This is a genomic window from Micromonospora sp. SD12, assembly GCF_052068495.1.
Lineage (GTDB): Bacteria > Actinomycetota > Actinomycetes > Mycobacteriales > Micromonosporaceae > Micromonospora > Micromonospora echinofusca.
The window spans coordinates 25,879-42,637 of the sequence record NZ_JBQHDF010000008.1 but is presented as its reverse complement, the minus strand read 5'-3'; the positions used below and the strand labels follow the sequence as shown (position 1 = coordinate 42,637).

Sequence of the window (16,759 nt, the reverse complement as noted above, 5' to 3'; positions counted from 1 at the left end):
CCTGTCAACCCCGCTAGAGTGGCGCCCATGACGCTGCCCGGCGGGTTCCAACCGGTGAAGTCCTCCACCCGGACGCTGGAGGTGCTCGAGGCGCTCGCCGCCTCGCCGCAGCGGCGCTCGCTGGTCGACCTGGCCCGCGCGCTGGACATCCCGAAGAGCAGCCTGCACGGCATCCTGCGCACCATGGCCCAGCGCGGCTGGGTGGAGAGCGACCCGACCGGCACCCGGTTCGGGCTGGGGGTGCGCGCGCTCCAGGTCGGCGCCGCGTACCTCACCAGCGACGACACCGTGGGCCTGCTCGGCGGGGTACTCGACGACCTGTCCCGGCAGTTCGGTGAGACCGTCCACCTCGGACGGCTGGACGGCGCGCACATCGTCTACCTCGCCAAGCGCGAGTCGGTGCACCCGCTGCGGCTCTACAGCGCGATCGGCCGGCAACTGCCGGCGCACGCCACCGCCCTGGGCAAGGCGCTGCTCGCCGAGCGCCCGGACGACGCGCTCGACGAACTGCTGAGCTGGCCGCTGCCCGCGCTCACCCCGCACACCGTCACCGACCGCGAGGCACTGCGCGCCGAGCTCGCCGCCGTCCGCGAGCGCGGCTACGCGGTCGACCGCGAGGAGAACACCGAGGGCATCGTCTGCTTCGCGACGGCCGTACCCCTGGCGGCGCCGGCCACCGACGCGATCAGCCTGTCGGTTCCGGTGGCCCGGCTCGACGCCGCCGGCGAGGACCGCATCGTCGCCGCCCTCCGGCGGGCCGTCGAGCAGGTCCAGGCGGCGCGCGGCCTGCTCTCCACCGCCTGATCCGACGCCCTCCCGGCCCCGCCGCCCTCGACGGGGCCGAGGTGGGCGGCCCGACGCCGTCGCCGAGGGCGACAGCCGGACCACAACTGGCAACCTTCTTGACAGATGCGACGGGACATCGACAGACTTCTCTCAGAGAGCGCTCTCTGCACCCGTCCGCCACCCCTCGCCGCACCCCCGGGAGGATCTCCTTGTCTCGAAGACTGCGCGTGCTCGCCCCCGTCGCCACCGCCCTGCTGCTCGTCGGCCTCGCCCCCGCGGCGGGCCACGCGAGCGACACTCCCCCCGCCGCCCCGGCCCCCGCCGCGGCGGCCACGGTCGACCTCAGCCCCGCCCTGGTCGAGGCGATGCGCCGCGACCTCGGCCTCACCCCCGCCCAGGTCGACGAACGCCTGCGCACCGAGGCGGCGGCGCCGGTGGTCGAGCGACGCCTGCGCGCGAAGCTCGGCCCCGCCTTCGCCGGCGCCTGGATCCCGTCCGGCGGGCAGCGCCTCACCGTCGCCGTCACGGACGCGGCGCTCGCCCCGACCGTCCGCGCCGAGGGCGCCGACGTCACGGTCGTCGCCCGCAGCGAGCGCACCCTCGACACGGTCAAGCGCGCCCTCGACCGGCGCTCCGCCGCCGCGGAGCCCCGCGACGTGCACGGCTGGCACGTCGACGTCGCCGGCAACAGCGTCGTCGTGTCGGCCCGGCCCGGCGCCGCCGACGAGGCGATCGCGTACGCGAGGGCCAGCGGCGTCCCCACGGACGCGATCCGGGTGGTCACCTCCCGCGACGCGCCGCGCCCGCTCTACGACATCCGGGGCGGCGACCAGTACGTCATCAACGGCAACACGCTCTGCTCGGTCGGCTTCGCGGTCGTCGGCGGCTTCGTCACCGCCGGCCACTGCGGCGGCGTCGGCAGCCCCACCCTCGGCTTCAACAACGTCTCGCAGGGCACGTTCGCGGGCTCCTCGTTCCCCGGCAACGACTACGGATGGGTACGCACCAACGGCTCCTGGACGCCCCAGCCCTGGGTGAACAACTACGCCGGCGGCAACGTGACGGTGGCCGGCTCGCAGGACGCGGCGATCGGCAGCTCGGTCTGCCGCTCCGGGCGTACGACCGGCTGGCGCTGCGGGACCATCCTCGGCCGCAACGAGACCGTCAACTACCCGCAGGGCGCGGTGTCGGGCCTGACCCGCAGCAACGCCTGCGCCGAGGGCGGCGACTCCGGCGGCGCCTGGGTCTCCGGCAACCAGGCCCAGGGCGTCACGTCCGGCGGCTCCGGCAACTGCTCCACGGGCGGCACGACCTGGTTCCAGCCGGTCAACGAGATCCTCGGCGTCTACGGACTGACCCTGGTGACCACCGGTGGCGGCGGCGGAAGCCGGCTGATCAGCAACTGGAACAACCGCTGCATCGACGTGCCGAACTCCAACTTCTCCGACGGGGTGCCCCTGCAGACCTGGACCTGCAACGGCACCGCCGCGCAGTCGTGGACCTTCACCGGCGGCACGCTGCGTACGCAGAACAACAAGTGCATGGACGTGGCCTGGGGCTCCACCGCCAACGGCGCGACGATCCAGATCGCCAACTGCAGCGGCAACCCGGCCCAGCAGTTCGTCCTCTCGGCGGCCGGCGACCTGGTCAACCCGCAGGCGAACAAGTGCGTCGACATCAAGGAGTGGAACAACTCCGACGGCGCCCGCCTGCACCTGTGGGACTGCGTCGGCGGCGCCAACCAGAAGTGGCGGCGCGGCTGACCCGGTCCCGCCGCCGGGTCACCGCCGCTCGTCCCGCCGTCGCCGCGAGAGACGTCGCGCCGGCGCAGTTGCCAAGGAGGTCCTACATGTTCAGAGTCCGTACCCGTCGACGGCCGTGGGCGCTCGCCCTCGCCGCGACCGCGATCATCGGTGCCACCACGGCCCTCGCCGTGCCGGTCCACCCCGAACCGGCGCAGGCCGCCATCGGGGGGATCACCTGGCAGGACGAGTTCAACGCGCCGGCCGGCACGCCCGTCGACCAGAGCAAGTGGCGCTTCGACATCGGCGGCGGCGGCTGGGGCAACAACGAGCGGCAGTACTACACCAACAGCACGAGCAACGCCGCGCACGACGGCCAGGGCAACCTGGTGATCACCGCCCGCCGGGAGAACCCGGCCAACTACCAGTGCCACTACGGCCGGTGCGAGTACACCTCGGCCCGGCTGCTCACGGCGGCCACGTTCACCCAGGCGTACGGCCGCTTCGAGGCCCGTATCAAGATCCCCCGGGGTCAGGGCATCTGGCCGGCGTTCTGGATGCTCGGCAACGACATGGGCAGCGTGGGCTGGCCGAACGCGGGCGAGATCGACGTCATGGAGAACATCGGCCGGGAGCCGAACACCGTCTACGGCACCATCCACGGCCCCGGCTACTCGGGCGGCGGCGGCATCACCGGCAGCCGCACCATCGGCCAGCCGCTCGCCGACGCCTTCCACACCTACCGGGTGGACTGGGAACCGAACTCGATCGTCTGGTACCTGGACGGCGTCGAGTACCACCGGGTGGACCCGGGACGACTCGGCGGCAACCGGTGGGTGTTCGACCACCCGTTCTTCATGCTCCTCAACGTGGCGGTGGGCGGGAACTGGCCCGGCTACCCCGACGCCTCCACGCAGTTCCCGCAGCAGATGCTCGTCGACTACGTACGCGTCTCGGGCTACACCTCGGGCGGCAACCCGCCGGGCACCACCGCGATCAGGGGCGCGCTCAGCGGTCGCTGCATCGACATCCCGAGCGCCAACCCGGTCGACGGGGCCAAGCTTCAGATCTGGGACTGCAACGGCACCGTCGCGCAAGCCTGGACGTTCGCCTCCGACGGCACGATCCGGGCGATGGGCAAGTGCATGGACCCGGCCTGGGCCGGCACGGCGAACGGCACCGAGGTCAACCTCGTCACCTGCAACGGCAACCCGGCACAACGCTTCACCCTCAACGCCGCCGGTGACCTGGTCAACCTCAGTGCGAACCGCTGCGTCGACGTGCGCGACCGCAACACCGGCAACGGGGGCAAGCTGCAACTGTGGGACTGCACCGGCGACGCCAACCAGAAGTGGTCGCGCGCCTGACGCGACCCCACGCGGGTGACGACACCCGTCGGCGGCCCGCCTGAGCGGCGGGGTCGGCCGAGGCACCCGGCCTCGACCGGCCCCGCCGCCTGCTGTTTGCTCTCGCACCGGGCGGGTAGGGAGCCACGGGTGACCGCCACCGACGAGTCCCGCACCGTCGAGTTCAGACAGTCGACGCGCCGGCGGATCCTGGCGACGGCCCTCGGGCTCGTCGCCGTCGCGGCGGTAGGCGTCGTCGTCAGCCTCGCGCGCGGCCGGCAGTGGTGGGACCTGCTGTGGATGCTGCCGCTGTTCCTCGTACTGGGCGCCACGCAGCGGTCCGCCCACCGGCCACGGCTGCCGCTGCGCCTCACCGAGCAGCACCTGGAGGTGACCGGCCCCAGCCACGCCACCGTGGCCATCGAGTGGTCGAACGTCGCCCGCGCCGAGATCCGTGGACGCCTGACGTCCGTCCTGGTCGTCGAGCCGGTCGCCCCCGACCGGACCCGACCTCCGCTGCGGCGGTGGCAGTGGGCCGGGCACGGGCGGAGCCGGCCGTACGAGTTGGTCGTACCGCTCGCGGGCATGACGCCCGGCCGTGGGGTGCTGCGCCGTGAGCTCGCCCGCCGGCTGGCCTGACCGGGGCGTCCGACGCCGCCGTCGTCCGGACGGCCGCACCGATGGCCGCCGGGCCCGTCCGGTTGCGCACATCAGGAGGTGTCGGAAGCGCCATCGAGATGTGAGGATCCGGTGGACCTTGGCGTACGCGATCAGGAGGCCGCCGTGAGTACCGGTTTGTCGCTCGTGCTCTTCCCTGTCGCGTTGGGCATCGTGATGCTCGGCCTCGGCCTCACCCTCACCGTGGCCGACTTCCGCCGCGTCGTCGCCTATCCCCGGGCGGTGATCATCTCCCTGGTCTGCCAGATGCTGGTCCTGCCGGCCATCTGCCTCGGCCTGGTGCTCGCCGCCGACCTGCGCCCGGAACTGGCCGTCGGGATGATGCTGCTGGCCGCCTCCCCGGGCGGCAGCACGGCCAGTCTCTACAGCCACCTGTTCAAGGGCAACGTCGCGCTCAACGTCACCCTGACCGCCATCAACTCGGTGCTCGCCCTGTTCACGCTGCCCCTGGTCGTCAACCTCTCCGTCGCCGCGTTCATGGGTTCGGACAGCTCGCTCGGCCTCCAGTTCGACAAGGTGATCCAGGTCTTCGCCCTGGTGCTCATCCCGATCGTGATCGGCATGGCCATCCGTCGCCGTCGCCCCGGGTTCGCCGCGCGCATGCAGCGACCCGTGAAGATCCTCTCCGTCGTGGTCCTCGCCGTCGTGATCACCGGCGCGGTGCTCGGCGTCAAGGACGAGTTCGCCGCCACCATCGGCGCCGTCGGCCTCGTCGCCCTGCTGTTCAACCTGCTCAGCCTGGGCATCGGGTACGCGGCGCCGCGGCTGCTGCGCGTCGGGCACCGGGACTCCGTCGCCTCGTCGTTCGAGATCGGCGTCCACAACGCCACCCTGGCCATCACGATCGCGCTCAGCCCCGCCCTGCTCGACAACACCGACATCGCCATGCCGGCCGCGATCTACGGCATCCTGATGTTCTTCACCGCCGCCGCCTTCGGCTTCGTCGCCGCGCGCCGGGGCAGCGCCGCGGCCGAGCCCACCCGGCCGTCGGCCACGACGGTGTGACCGGCGCGCTGCGGGCCCGTACGGGAAGCGAGGGCTCGGCGCGGGTAGCCGGGACCCGCCGGAGTTCGCAGCGTCTCTCCCGCTCCGGGTACGGAGCGGCGCGTCGCTCGACGGTGCCCACCGGTGGGTGTTCGACCCGGTGGGCCGGCACGCCGGAGCCGTCGGGATCCGCCCGTTGCAGCCCAGCGCCGCGTGTGCAATCGATCACCCTCTGCGGTCAGCGTCTCCCTACGCTCCTGGCACGGTCGTCCCGACAGGAGAGGAACCGCCATGAAGCGTTGGTTAGCGGGGACGTTGAGCGTCCTGATGGCCACGGCCGGCCTGGTCGCCGGGGTGGGTGCCACCCCCGCCTCGGCCGGCACCGGCTTGTTCTACCAGGTGGTCGACGCCGACAACGACCCGTACGCAGGCATCTACCTGCGCAACTCGACGAGGATGGACGACGTCAACCGGGTGTTGTCCCGGTACATGCTCTACGGCACCACGATCGAGCTGATGTGCGGCACGTGGGGCGAGGCCGTGGGCCCGTACGCCAACCGGCGCTGGCACCAGGTCTACGTGCCGGGCGGGGATGCCCGGGGTCAGACCGGTTGGGTGGCGGACCGTTACCTGAACACCCCCAACCGGGCCAACGAGCCGACCCCCCACGAGCCCGAGTGCGGGGCGCCGCCGCCTCCGCCACCGCCGCCCGCCCCGGTGGGCCTGTACGCCCACCCCAAGGACGATCCGGGCGACACCACCTACCGCTTCCGGTACACCTCGGCCACGACCCGGTACGCCTACCTCAGCAACTGGTCCGCCGGGGAGTGTGACTCGGCCGGCGCCTACAGCCGGATCAGGTCGTTCACCGCGAACACGCCGATCGGTTGGATGGCCTCGTGGAGCAGGAGCCGGTACGCGCCGCTGTACTTCCTGCACAAGGCCTCACTGGAGGAGAGGCGGCAGCTCGACTACATCCTCCTGATCGACCCGGGGAACTACAGCGACATGGCCACCTGCGGCAACGGCTCCGGCGACGGCACCGCGGGCACCCAGTTCGACGCGGGCCGGGTGCTGGCGAGATGGCTGAACGACAACCCGGACGCGCGGCTCGTGGTCATCGACGGGGACTACACGCGCGGCGACGGCAGTAGCGGCATCCAGAACGTGCTGTTCAACGACGTGCGCAACCACGCCGGTCCGGCCCGGGGACGCGTCGGCGTGTGCGAGTACAGCCTGGCCCACGAACCCGACTCGTTCCGCTCCTCCGAGTGGTACATCGAGCGACCGATCACGGACAGTTGCCCGCGTCTGGAGAACAACAACTACCCGCTCCACGGCATGTGGCACCCGTAGGCCGTACCTGGCGGCGCGGAGCCGGCGAGCGTCGCCCTTCCGGGTGTCCCGCCGGCTCCCTCGTCGCTCGTAGACTCGAACCAGGCCGGGCAGGGCCACGGAGGCGATGGGCATTCAGATGTCGCTGACAGCTCGACGTACGGACCGCGTCTTCTTCGACGAGCGCGTGGCGTGGATGCTGCGGGTCAACCGCACCCTCGGCGCCGACGGCCGGTGGGTCAGGGCCAAGCGCTTCGCGGCGGCCTTCCACGGTGGTTCGTGGGAGAGGCTGGTGAGCGAGAGCAGCGTGTCGCGGTGGGAGACCGGCGGCAGCCGCCCTAGCCGGGCCGCCATCAGCCGGTACGAGGAGATCCTCGAACTCGATCCGGGCGAGATCACCGCGACGGTCGACACGATCCGGCGCTACGTCGACACCCCCGGATCCCCGGGCGCGGCGCCCACCGGCGCCGCGGACGGCGCCGCGACGGCCGAACTCGACGCGCTGCTCGACCGCGCCCTGTCCCGGGAGATCATGACCGGCGCCGGGTGGGACCGGCTCTCCGCGCTGGTCACGGCCGCCCCGCACCTCGTCATCGCCCCGAGGTCCGCCCGGGAGAGCGTCACGCAGCGCCTCGTCAGCGAGATGATCATCGCGCACGGTCGGCCGTGGCGGCAGCGCTTCGAAGCCCTCAACCGGCTGTTCGGCCACGAGACGCTGGGACGGGAGGCGGTCGCCGCCTGCGCGGCGCTGGGCGCCGACCGGGAGAACCAGATCTTCATCGAGACCGTCGGTGCCCTCGACGGCAGCCGGCACCCCGACGCCAGCGCCCACGTGCTCGCGCAACTGCACGACCCGACGAACGACCGGGCGCTGCGGGGCGCGCTCCTCGCCTGTCTCCGCAAGGTGCGGTTCGGGCACTTCACGCCCGGGCAGCGCCGGATGCTGGTGCCGCGGATCAGGGATCTGCTGCGGGACCCGCTCTTCCACGCCGACGCCGTCCCGGTCGCGGCCGCCCTCCAGGCGGGCGTGGGTGTCCCGCTGGGCGGCCCGCAGGTCGCCCCGGCGCTGCCCCACCCGGTCCCGCCCGTGACCGCCACCGTCGCCCGCCGGGTCTTCGACGCCACGACCGCGCGGCTGCCGCGCGAGCCGCAGTCCGACTGCCGCGACGCGACGCTGCTCACGCTGATCGGTGAGATCCTGCTCCATCCGGCCAGTGACCGGCGCCTCTACGCGGCGATGCTCGTCGCCTCCACCCCGTACGGCCCGTCGCTCGCCGCCGCCCTGGCGGCCGAGGTCGTGCCCACCGCCGCCGACCGCGTGGAACTCAACGTCCGGCTGCTCGCCGGCCTGCGGGTGCTCGGCGGCCAGGCCGAACGGCCGACGGTCGAGCGCCTCGTCACCGCGGCCCGGCTGCCGCGGAGCGTCGTCGATGCCGCCGCGTTCGCGATCGGGCACCTGCGGGGCACCAGCGAGCGGGGGTTCTGGGAGGCCGCGCTGCGGCACCACGCGCGTCGCTGGCGGGCCCGGCGCGACGCGCCGTCGGCCGCCGCGCTCACCGGCATCGTCTACAGCCTCGGCATCGCCGGCCAACGGCAGATCCTGGCGGCCGTACGCGACGACCCGGGGTCACCCGAACCGAGCCGGGCCGCGGCCCGCTGGTGGCTCAACCTGCCCGGCCACGTCTACGACAGCTCCCGCCTCTGAGAACAGCTCACGCCTCTGAGCCGGGCGGGCACCGGCACCACCTCGACGAGGCGGACTCCCCCGCCGGACGCCCGACCCCCGCAGCGTTGCCGGGGGCCCGGGCGTCCGGACCGATCTTCCGGGGCCCGGGCGGCGCGTCAGTGGATGATGACAGGGGCCTTCGCCTGCCCCGGCTGCTCGTCGTCGAGCAGGTGCGACGGCTCACGCCGGCGGGGCAGGAACGCGGCCGGGATGAACGTGAGCAGCACCAGCGCGAACGCGACCCAGAACGTGGTGGCGAAGGAACTGGCGGCGAAGTCGAGCCCACGGGAGAGCAGCGACGGGTCGACCGGGAACCGCTCGGCGAGCTCCGGCTGCTGCTGCACGACGATGGCGACGTTCGCCTCGGTCAGCGGCTCACCGTCCGGGCCGACGGCGCCGGGGATCTGCCGGGAGCCGTTCATCTCGCTGGTCAGGATCACCGACATCGTGGCGGCGCCGACGGAGCCACCGATCTGCTGGAGGATGTTGACCAGGGTGGAGCCGCGGGCCACCTCGTGGGCCTTCAGGGTCTTCAGCGCCGAGGTCATGATCGGCATCATGGTGCCGCCCATGCCGAGGCCCATGACGAACAGCGACCCGCAGAGCAGCACGTACGACGTCTGCGGGTCGATCTGGGTGAAGGTGAAGAACCCGAGAGCGATGAGCACCAGCGCGAACGGCACGGTACGGCCGACGGGGACCCGGTCGGCCAGCATCCCCGCCACCGGCATGGTCACCATCGCGCCGATGCCCTGCGGCGCCATCAGCAGGCCGGCGGTCAGCGTCGACTCGCCGCGGATCTGCAGGAAGTAGCTGGGGAACAGCAGGCCGGCGCCCATGAACGCGATGATGAACACGAACATGGTCACCGTGGCGATGGTGAGGTTGCGGTTGGCGAACAGCCGCAGGTCGAGCAGGGGGTGCCGGGGCCAGAAGGAGTAGCGCACGAAGGCGACGACGAGCACTCCGCCGACCAGCATGGGAGCCCACACCTCAGGGTCGGCGAACGTGCCGGCGTCGGGCAGCGAGGAGACGCCGTAGAGGAAGAGGGCGAGCCCCGGCGAGAGCATCAACATGCCGACGAAGTCGAACGACTCGGAGGGCTCGGGGTTGTCCTTCGGCAGCGCCAGGGCGGCGTAGACGAGCGCCACGGCACCGATCGGCAGGTTGATCAGGAAGATCCAGTGCCAGCTCGCGATGTCGATCAGCCAGCCGCCGAGGATCGGCCCTCCGATGGGCCCGAGCAGCATCGGGATGCCGAGGACGGCCATCAGCCGGCCGATCCGGTGCGGGCCCGCCGCCCGGGTCATGATCGTCATGCCGAGCGGAAGGAGCATGCCGCCGCCGAGGCCCTGGAGCACGCGGTAGCCGACCAGTTGCCCGATCGTGTCGGCGTTGGCGCACAGCCCCGACCCGATCGTGAACAGCGCCAGGGCGATCATGTAGAGCCGCTTGGTGCCGAACCGGTCGGCGGCCCAGCCGCTGAGCGGGATCACCGTGGCCAGCGCGAGCGTGTAGGCCGTCATGGTCCAGGCGACGTCGGCGTACGACGCGTCGAACTCGCGCTGGAAGGTCGGCAACGCGACGCTGACGACCGTCACGTCGAGGATCGACATGATCGCGCCGAGGACGACGACCCCGGCCACCTTGAGCACCGAGGCGTCGAGTTTGTCCGAGGTCGCGATGGATTGCTGTGTCACGAATTCTCCTGAAGTCCCCGTTGTGGCCGGCGCCGGGCCGTGCCTCGACCTGTCACCTGCCGAGCAGTGTCCGCAGGCAGACTAACGAGCGACACCGACGATCGGCCGACGATTTTCGACCGGCAGAAACGGCGGTGCCGACCGGCAGGAACGGCGGCCCGCCCGGCGGTGACGTCGGCGTCGTCCCGGCGGCGCGGCTACCCCGGGAACGAGCCCGCGAGTTCGAGGCGGCTGCGCACCCCCAGCTTGTGGTACGAGCGCTGGAGGTGGTTCTCCACCGTGCGCACCGACAGGCGCAGCCGGTGGGCGATCGCGGTGTTGTCCAGCCCCGTGGCGGCCAGCTCGCAGATCTCGCGTTCCCGGCCGGTCAACGGGCTCGGCGCGGACTCGACCCGCCCGCACCAGGCCGGCCAGTACGCGTCGCAGTGGCCGCGCAGCTTCTCGGCGCGGGCGGCGTGGGCGTTGGCGGCGCGGTGGTCGCCGCGCCGCCGCCGGGCCACGCCGGCGGCGATCGTCGCCTCCAGCTCCAGGGTGGTGTATCCCCGCTGCCCGAACGTCGCCGCCAACTCCTCCAGCGCGTCGGGATCCGCGCCCGCCAGCGCCGTGGCCAGGTCGGCGTAGAGCCCGAAGAGCGGGCTGTCGCAGGCGTCGGCGACCTGACGGAGCGCCGAGGCCGCCGAGGTGGACGGCGCCACCCGGGACAGCAGGTGCAGCGCCTGCGCGGCGATGGTGCGTACGCCATTCTCGCGGGCCTGCGCGGCCAGCGCGGTGAGCTGCCCGGCCGCGACGGCGAGGCGCCCCTCGGCGACGTGCGTCCAGGCCTCGGCGAGGCCCCAGAAGTCGGCGGGCCCGCTGTGCGTGGGGAAGCTCCCACCCAGCTCGTCGCGGACCTCCCGGACGTCGCGCGCCGCACCGGCCTGCGCGGCGAACCAGGCACTGACGGACAGGACGTAGCCCCGGATGGGGAACAGCGTGTGCCCGTCGACGAGGGCACGCGCCTCACGCAGCCAGCGCAGCGCGTCCCCCAGGCGCCCCCGGTGGTAGCGGCAGTTGCCGACCATCAGGGCGAGCAGGGCCACGCCGTCGGCGGAGCCGCGGTCGACCGCGTCCAGGTAGTAGGCCTCCGCCGACTCCGTCGCCTGGGTCAGGCTTCCCGACATCACCAGCGCCTGCACGTGCAGGGCCTGGGTGGCGGCGCGCATGGTGGGCCAGGCCTGCGGGAAGGTGACCTCGTCGCCGTCGAACATCGCGGCGGCGCGGGCCGGCTGACCGGAGAAGACCAGCAGGTAGGGCAGGAGCGGGGCGCCGGCCATGCCCAGCAGCGGGTCGCGCGGCGGGTGCTGGCCGAGCCGGGTGACGGCGTCGCGCCCCTCGGCTATCCGGCCGTCGAAGACGGCCATCGCGGCGACGGCGGTCAGCAGACCGTCGTGCACGGCGGCGGGCAGCGCCGCCGCCGCGTCGGCGAGCACGGTGCTGGCGGCCCCGGGCCGGCGCAGCCCCCAGAACAGGTTCACCGCCCGCAGCGCCGCCGTCTCGGCGCGGTCGCGGGGGTCGTCCAGCGAGTCGTACGCGCGGCGCAGGTGCTCGTCGGCCTCCTCGCCGCGCCCCTGCGCGACCAGGGCGCGGCCGAGCTGGCGCGCGCCGCGGGGTGAGGCGACCCGCCGGGCGAGCCGCTCGGCGAGGCGGGCCCCGCGCCGCAGCAGCGCCGACTCGGAGGCGGCCAGCAGGTCCGCGTCGTCGACCGCCAGGTCGGCCTCGCACCGCCACGACACCACGCGCAGGTGGTCCTCGTACTGGGCCGGCGAGGTGTCCTCCAGGGCGTCCGCCAACTCGCGCAGGATGCGGCGGGTACGCAGCGCGCCGGTGCTCGCCCGGGCCGCCTCGGCATAGAGCGGGTGCGCCACCCGGACCAGGCCGCGCTGCTCGCCGGTGGTCAGCTCGATGAGCCCCCGCTCCTCCAGCCGCTCGGCGACCTGCGCCGGGACGAGCCGCTCGACGACGGGCAGCGGCGCGGGCTCGCCGTGCGCCACGTACTGCAACGCCTCGATCTCGTCGGGACCGAGCTGGCCGAGCGTCTCGGCGATGAGGTCGCTCAGGTGCGGGTGTTCCAGCGGGGTGCCGCGCCAGGTCCACACGCCGCGCCGCCGGGCGAGGGCGCCGGTCTGCCGCCCGCCGCGCAGCATCTCCCGCAGGAACAGGGGGTTGCCGCGTACCGCCTGCCAGACGGTGGCGAGGGTCAGGCCGTCGGTGGGCCCGCCGAGCATCGCCTGGATCAGCTCGGCCGTCTCGTCCTGGCTCATCGCCGCCAGCTCCACCCGCTCGACGGGGCCGAGACGGCGCAGGGCGGTGACGGCCGGGCTGGCGACCGCCTCGCTGCGGGCGGTGGCGAGGACCCGTACCGCCTCGCCGGCCACGAGCCGCTCGAGCAGCGCCGACGACGCGTCGTCGAGCCAGTTGGCGTCGTCGACGACGACGAGGACGGGCCGGTCGGCGGCGATGGCGCGCAGCCTGGCGGTCACGTCGCGGAAGGCCTCGACGACCGACGGACCCACCGGCTGGGCGACGAGCTGGGCGAGCACGCCGAAGGGCACGCTCTGCCAGCCCGGCGTCGCGGTCACCCGCAGCGCCAGGAAGCCGCGCCGCCCCGCCTCGGCCAGCACCTCCGTGGCGAGGCGGCTCTTGCCGATGCCGGCCTCCCCGGTCACCAGGGTGCAGCGGGTCACGCCGCTGTCGAGGCTGTCGAGCAGCCGGTCCAGCTCCCGCCGCCGCCCGACGAGTGGCCATGGTGTGGACAACGAGTCCCTCCCCACAAGACGTCTGCCGTGACAGACGCTGTCAGCGGCGCACGAGGTTGTCGGCCGGGATGACGGTAGGGCAACCGCGATGGTTGAGTACCGAAATCCTCCGGCCCTGAGTAGCCCCGCCGGCGCCCGCGTACGCATGCTGACCTGCGCATGTAGCTATCTTTCAGCAAGGCGCTCCTACGTGGCGTCAGGTTTCAGACACCGTCGCGCACGTCGCCGCGCGCGGTCGGCGGTGACCGGTTCGCGACTGCGGTGGAGTAGCCGCTACTCACGCCCCGGCCCGCGCCCCCGGCCAGTCTCGAAGGGACGGACCGCGGCACCCGGCCGCCGGTCGCGACCAAGGAGGAACCTGATGTCGATCACCGACGTCGTCCGTGCCTGGAAGGACGAGTACCACCGCGGCGAGGCGTCGCCCGACCACCCCGTCGGCCTGGTCGAGCTGAGCCGCGAGGAGCTGGAGACGGTCGCCGGCGGCATGCCGCCGATCGACGGGCACACCGAGAAGTGCTGCCACTGCATGTCGCCCTGCTGACCTGTCCATCACGGCGACCGCGCCGGAGCCCGGCGAGCTGCCGGGCTCCGGCCCCGCCCCGCACCCGAGGATCGGCGATGACCGTTGGGTTCCTACCCGCCCTCTCGCTCACCGAGCGCGTCCCGGTCGACGGGGCCGGCGCGTACCCCGTCTCCGACCGCGCGCGCTGGCGGCTCTCCCGGTGGCGCGACTCGCAGGCCTTCGCCACCGCCGGGGCCTGGCAGCGCCGCCTCGCCGCCGACGCGTGCGACGAGGACGTCCTGCTGCGCCTGCTCGACGAGCCCGCCGCGGCGATCGCGGCCCGGCTCGCGCGCCCCCCGGAGTGGTCACGACGGTTGCGGCGCCTGTACTCCGGGCCGGCCCCCGACGACTGGCGCCCGGAGCGGCTGCCGGGCCGCCCGCTCGACGACGCGCTGGTCGTCGCCGCCCCGCTGCTCGCCGACGCCCGCCGCCGCGTGCGCGAGGCCGCGGCGGAGCTGGCCGGCCCCGCCACGCCCGTCGACCCCGCCGCCGTCGACGCGCTCGGCCTCGCCGAGCTGCTCGACGAGCTGGTCCGGCTGCTCAGCCGCGCGAGCGTGCTGGAACTGAACGTCGCCCGCGTACGCGGCGAGCTGACCGGGCCGACGCCGGCGCGGCGCTTCGCCACCTTCTTCGCCCGGATGGCGCAGCCCCGCGTCGCGATGGACTTCCTCACCGAGTACCCGGTGCTGGCCCGCCAGCTCCTGACCGTGGTCGACGCCTGGGCCTCGTCCACCATCGAGTTCCTGCGCCGGCTGCACGGCGACTGGGCCGCGATCGCGCCGGCCCTCGGCGTACGCCCGGACGCACGGCTCACCGGGCTCACGCCCGCCGGCGACGCCCACCGGGGCGGGCGGCGGGTGTGCGTCGCCCGCTTCGACGACGGCTCGCGCGTGGTCTACAAGCCCCGCGACCTCGCCGTGGACGCCCGCTTCCAGCGGTTGCTGGGCTGGCTCGCCCGGCGCGACGCCGACCTGGGCCTGCGCCCCTTCGGGGTGCTGACCCGCGACGGCTACGGATGGACGGAGTTCGTCGCCGCCGCCGCACCGACGTCGCTGCCCCGCTACGCCCGCCACTACGGCAGCCTGCTCGCCCTGCTGCACGCGCTGGGCGCCGGCGACTGCCATCCCGGCAACGTGGTGGGCGCCGGCGACACCCCGGTGCTCGTCGACCTGGAGACCCTGTTCACCCCGGCGCTGGAGCGCGGTCGCGGCGCCGCCGACGGCGGGGCTGTCGCGTCCTGCGTCCTCGCCGTCGGTCTGCTGCCGGCCGGCGAGCCACCGGCGGGCGAGGCGGGTGCGTGCAACTGCGCCGAGTGGCTCGGCGCGGGCACCGACGAGATGCAGTTGCACGTACCCGGCGTGCACGTCGGGCACGGGGCGCCGGTCGCCGTCGAGGGCGTCCGGCCGGCGGACCTGCGGGCGTACGAGGCCGACGTCGTCGCCGGCTTCCGCCGCGCGTACGACGTGCTCAGCGCCGAGGCCGGGGTGCTGGCCGACCGGGTACGCGCCTTCGCCGGCGACGAGATCCGGGTGGTGCTGCGCCCGACGCGCACCTACGCCCGGCTCCAGGAGGCGCTGCTGCACACCGACCACCTGCGCGACGCCCTCGACCGCGACCGGCTGCTGGACTGGCTCTGGGTCGGCGTGGAGGAGTTGCCCGTGCTGGCCGCGACGATCGCCGCCGAACGCGCCGACCTGGCGGCCGGGGACACGCCGCTGTTCACCGCCCGGGTGGGCTCGCGCGACCTGTGGGCCGGCCGCGACCGGCGGCTGCCCGGCGCCCTGGCCGGCTCGGCGCTGGACGAGGCGCTGCGTCGCATCGCCGGCCTGGGCGGGGCCGACCGGGAGCGGCAGGTGTGGCTCATCCGCGCCACGTTCGCGTCCCTGGCCGAGACGCCCGACGCCCCGCACGCCGAGGTCCGCTGGCGTCCCGGGCCGGTGCCGGCGGAGCCGTCGACGTTCCGCCCGCTGCTGGCGCGGGCCGCCGAGATCGGGGAGCGGGTCGCGGCGATGGCCCACGGCGGGACGTGGTTCACGTTCGGTCCCACCGCCGGGGCCCGCTGGGCGCCGGTGCCGATGGGGGCCGGCCTCTACGACGGCCTGTCGGGCCTGGCCCTGTTCTACGGGTACCTGGGCGAGGTCACCGGGCACGAGGACTTCACCGACCTGGCCGCCGGGATCGCCCGCCGGCTCGGCGAGCGGCTGCGCGCCGACGGGTTCCCCCTGACCGCCGTCGGGGCGTTCAACGGCTGGGGCGGCCCGTGCTACGCGTACGGTCACCTGGCCGCCCTGTGGGGCGACGACCCGACCGCCCGCGCCGGGCTGGACCTGGCGCTCACCCGGCTGGCGGCGCTGGCCGACGACGCCGGCGACGCCGACGTGGTCGACGGGCTGGCCGGCGCGGTGCTCGCGGTGCTGGCGTGCGGCGCGGAGCCGCAGCGCGCGGTCGAACTGGCGCGTCGCCTCGGCGACCGGCTCGTGGCGGCGCTGCCCGCCGCGCTCCGGCTGGGCGGCCTGTCGCACGGCGCCGCCGGGATGGCGACGGCGCTGTTCGAGCTGTGGAGCGTCACCGGCGTGGAGCGCTACGCCGAGGCGGGACGCCGCGCCCTGGAGTTCGACCGCTCGCTGTACGACCCGGCCTCGGGCAACTGGGCGGACCTGCGCCGGCCCGGCCTGCTCAGCAACGCCTGGTGCCACGGCGCACCCGGCATCGGGCTGTCGCGAGTGCGGATCCGGCGGGCGCTGTCCCGCCGCCCGCTGCCGCAGGTCGACGGCCTCGACGCCGAGATCGCGGTGGCGCTGCGTACCACGTTCACGCACGGCTTCGGACGCAACCACAGCCTGTGCCACGGCGACCTCGGCAACCTCGACCTGCCCCTGCTCGCCGGGGCGGACCCGGCGGCGGTCGACGCGGTCGTCGACGGCGTGCTGCGCGACGTGACCGCCCACGGGTGGCGCTGCGCCAACCCGGCCGGGCTCGACTCGCCGGAGCTGATGACCGGGCTGGCCGGCATCGGCTACCAGCTGATGCGGCTGGCGGAGCCGCAGCGCGTCCCGTCGCTGCTGACCCTGGCGGGTGCCCCGTGAGGCGGCGCGGCCGGGTGCC

The 16,759-nt window shown here is 74.1% G+C and carries 11 protein-coding genes; 9 read left to right on the top strand and 2 right to left on the bottom strand.

Annotated features, from left to right (window positions below):
* Positions 1-27: 27 nt before the first annotated feature.
* From ACTMS2_RS17400 to ACTMS2_RS17370, 7 genes are all read left to right on the top strand, one after another.
* On the top strand, positions 28-804 hold the full coding sequence (locus tag ACTMS2_RS17400; protein ID WP_441176306.1) for an IclR family transcriptional regulator: 777 nt from the start codon (positions 28-30) through the stop codon (positions 802-804).
* Between the two features lie 191 nt (positions 805-995).
* Entirely contained in the window at positions 996-2,549 is a 1,554-nt protein-coding gene (locus ACTMS2_RS17395; RefSeq protein WP_441176305.1) for a ricin-type beta-trefoil lectin domain protein, read from the top strand.
* Positions 2,550-2,635: 86 nt separating this feature from the next.
* Positions 2,636-3,895: a ricin-type beta-trefoil lectin domain protein gene (locus ACTMS2_RS17390; protein ID WP_441176304.1), complete on the top strand. Its 1,260-nt coding sequence runs from the start codon at positions 2,636-2,638 to the stop codon at positions 3,893-3,895.
* 129 nt (positions 3,896-4,024) lie between these two features.
* Positions 4,025-4,513 (top strand): hypothetical protein, encoded by a 489-nt coding sequence (locus ACTMS2_RS17385; RefSeq protein WP_441176303.1) that lies wholly within the window; start codon positions 4,025-4,027, stop codon positions 4,511-4,513.
* A 144-nt stretch (positions 4,514-4,657) separates the two neighbouring features.
* The gene (locus ACTMS2_RS17380; RefSeq protein WP_441176302.1) at positions 4,658-5,557 is read left to right on the top strand and encodes a bile acid:sodium symporter family protein; all 900 of its coding nucleotides are present in this window, start codon (positions 4,658-4,660) and stop codon (positions 5,555-5,557) included.
* Positions 5,558-5,827: 270 nt separating this feature from the next.
* On the top strand, positions 5,828-6,892 hold the full coding sequence (locus ACTMS2_RS17375; RefSeq protein WP_441176301.1) for a hypothetical protein: 1,065 nt from the start codon (positions 5,828-5,830) through the stop codon (positions 6,890-6,892).
* Between the two features lie 118 nt (positions 6,893-7,010).
* Positions 7,011-8,576, top strand: coding sequence for a hypothetical protein (locus ACTMS2_RS17370; RefSeq protein ID WP_441176300.1), 1,566 nt, complete (start codon positions 7,011-7,013; stop codon positions 8,574-8,576).
* Positions 8,577-8,713: 137 nt separating this feature from the next.
* Here ACTMS2_RS17370 and ACTMS2_RS17365 read toward each other — a convergent pair whose 3' ends face one another.
* Together ACTMS2_RS17365 and ACTMS2_RS17360 are read right to left on the bottom strand one after the other, a co-directional pair.
* Entirely contained in the window at positions 8,714-10,297 is a 1,584-nt protein-coding gene (locus ACTMS2_RS17365) for a DHA2 family efflux MFS transporter permease subunit (RefSeq protein ID WP_441176299.1), read from the bottom strand.
* 197 nt (positions 10,298-10,494) lie between these two features.
* On the bottom strand, positions 10,495-13,092 hold the full coding sequence (locus tag ACTMS2_RS17360) for an AAA family ATPase (protein WP_441176298.1): 2,598 nt from the start codon (positions 13,090-13,092) through the stop codon (positions 10,495-10,497).
* Between the two features lie 361 nt (positions 13,093-13,453).
* On the opposite strand from ACTMS2_RS17360, the gene ACTMS2_RS17355 reads away from it, so the two are divergent.
* Entirely contained in the window at positions 13,454-13,633 is a 180-nt protein-coding gene (locus ACTMS2_RS17355) for a mersacidin/lichenicidin family type 2 lantibiotic (protein ID WP_157747182.1), read from the top strand.
* Between the two features lie 77 nt (positions 13,634-13,710).
* Entirely contained in the window at positions 13,711-16,740 is a 3,030-nt protein-coding gene (gene lanM / locus ACTMS2_RS17350) for a type 2 lanthipeptide synthetase LanM (RefSeq protein WP_441176297.1), read from the top strand.
* Positions 16,741-16,759: the final 19 nt, after the last annotated feature.

Bases quoted from the DNA above. Each gene is read 5' to 3' on its own strand.
- ACTMS2_RS17390 (WP_441176304.1), top strand. From the start codon at position 2,636: ATGTTCAGAGTCCGTACCCGTCGACGGCCGTGGGCGCTCGCCCTCGCC.
- ACTMS2_RS17375 (WP_441176301.1), top strand. From the start codon at position 5,828: ATGAAGCGTTGGTTAGCGGGGACGTTGAGCGTCCTGATGGCCACGGCC.
- lanM (WP_441176297.1), top strand. From the start codon at position 13,711: ATGACCGTTGGGTTCCTACCCGCCCTCTCGCTCACCGAGCGCGTCCCG.
- ACTMS2_RS17370 (WP_441176300.1), top strand. From the start codon at position 7,011: ATGTCGCTGACAGCTCGACGTACGGACCGCGTCTTCTTCGACGAGCGC.
- ACTMS2_RS17400 (WP_441176306.1), top strand. From the start codon at position 28: ATGACGCTGCCCGGCGGGTTCCAACCGGTGAAGTCCTCCACCCGGACG.
- ACTMS2_RS17355 (WP_157747182.1), top strand. From the start codon at position 13,454: ATGTCGATCACCGACGTCGTCCGTGCCTGGAAGGACGAGTACCACCGC.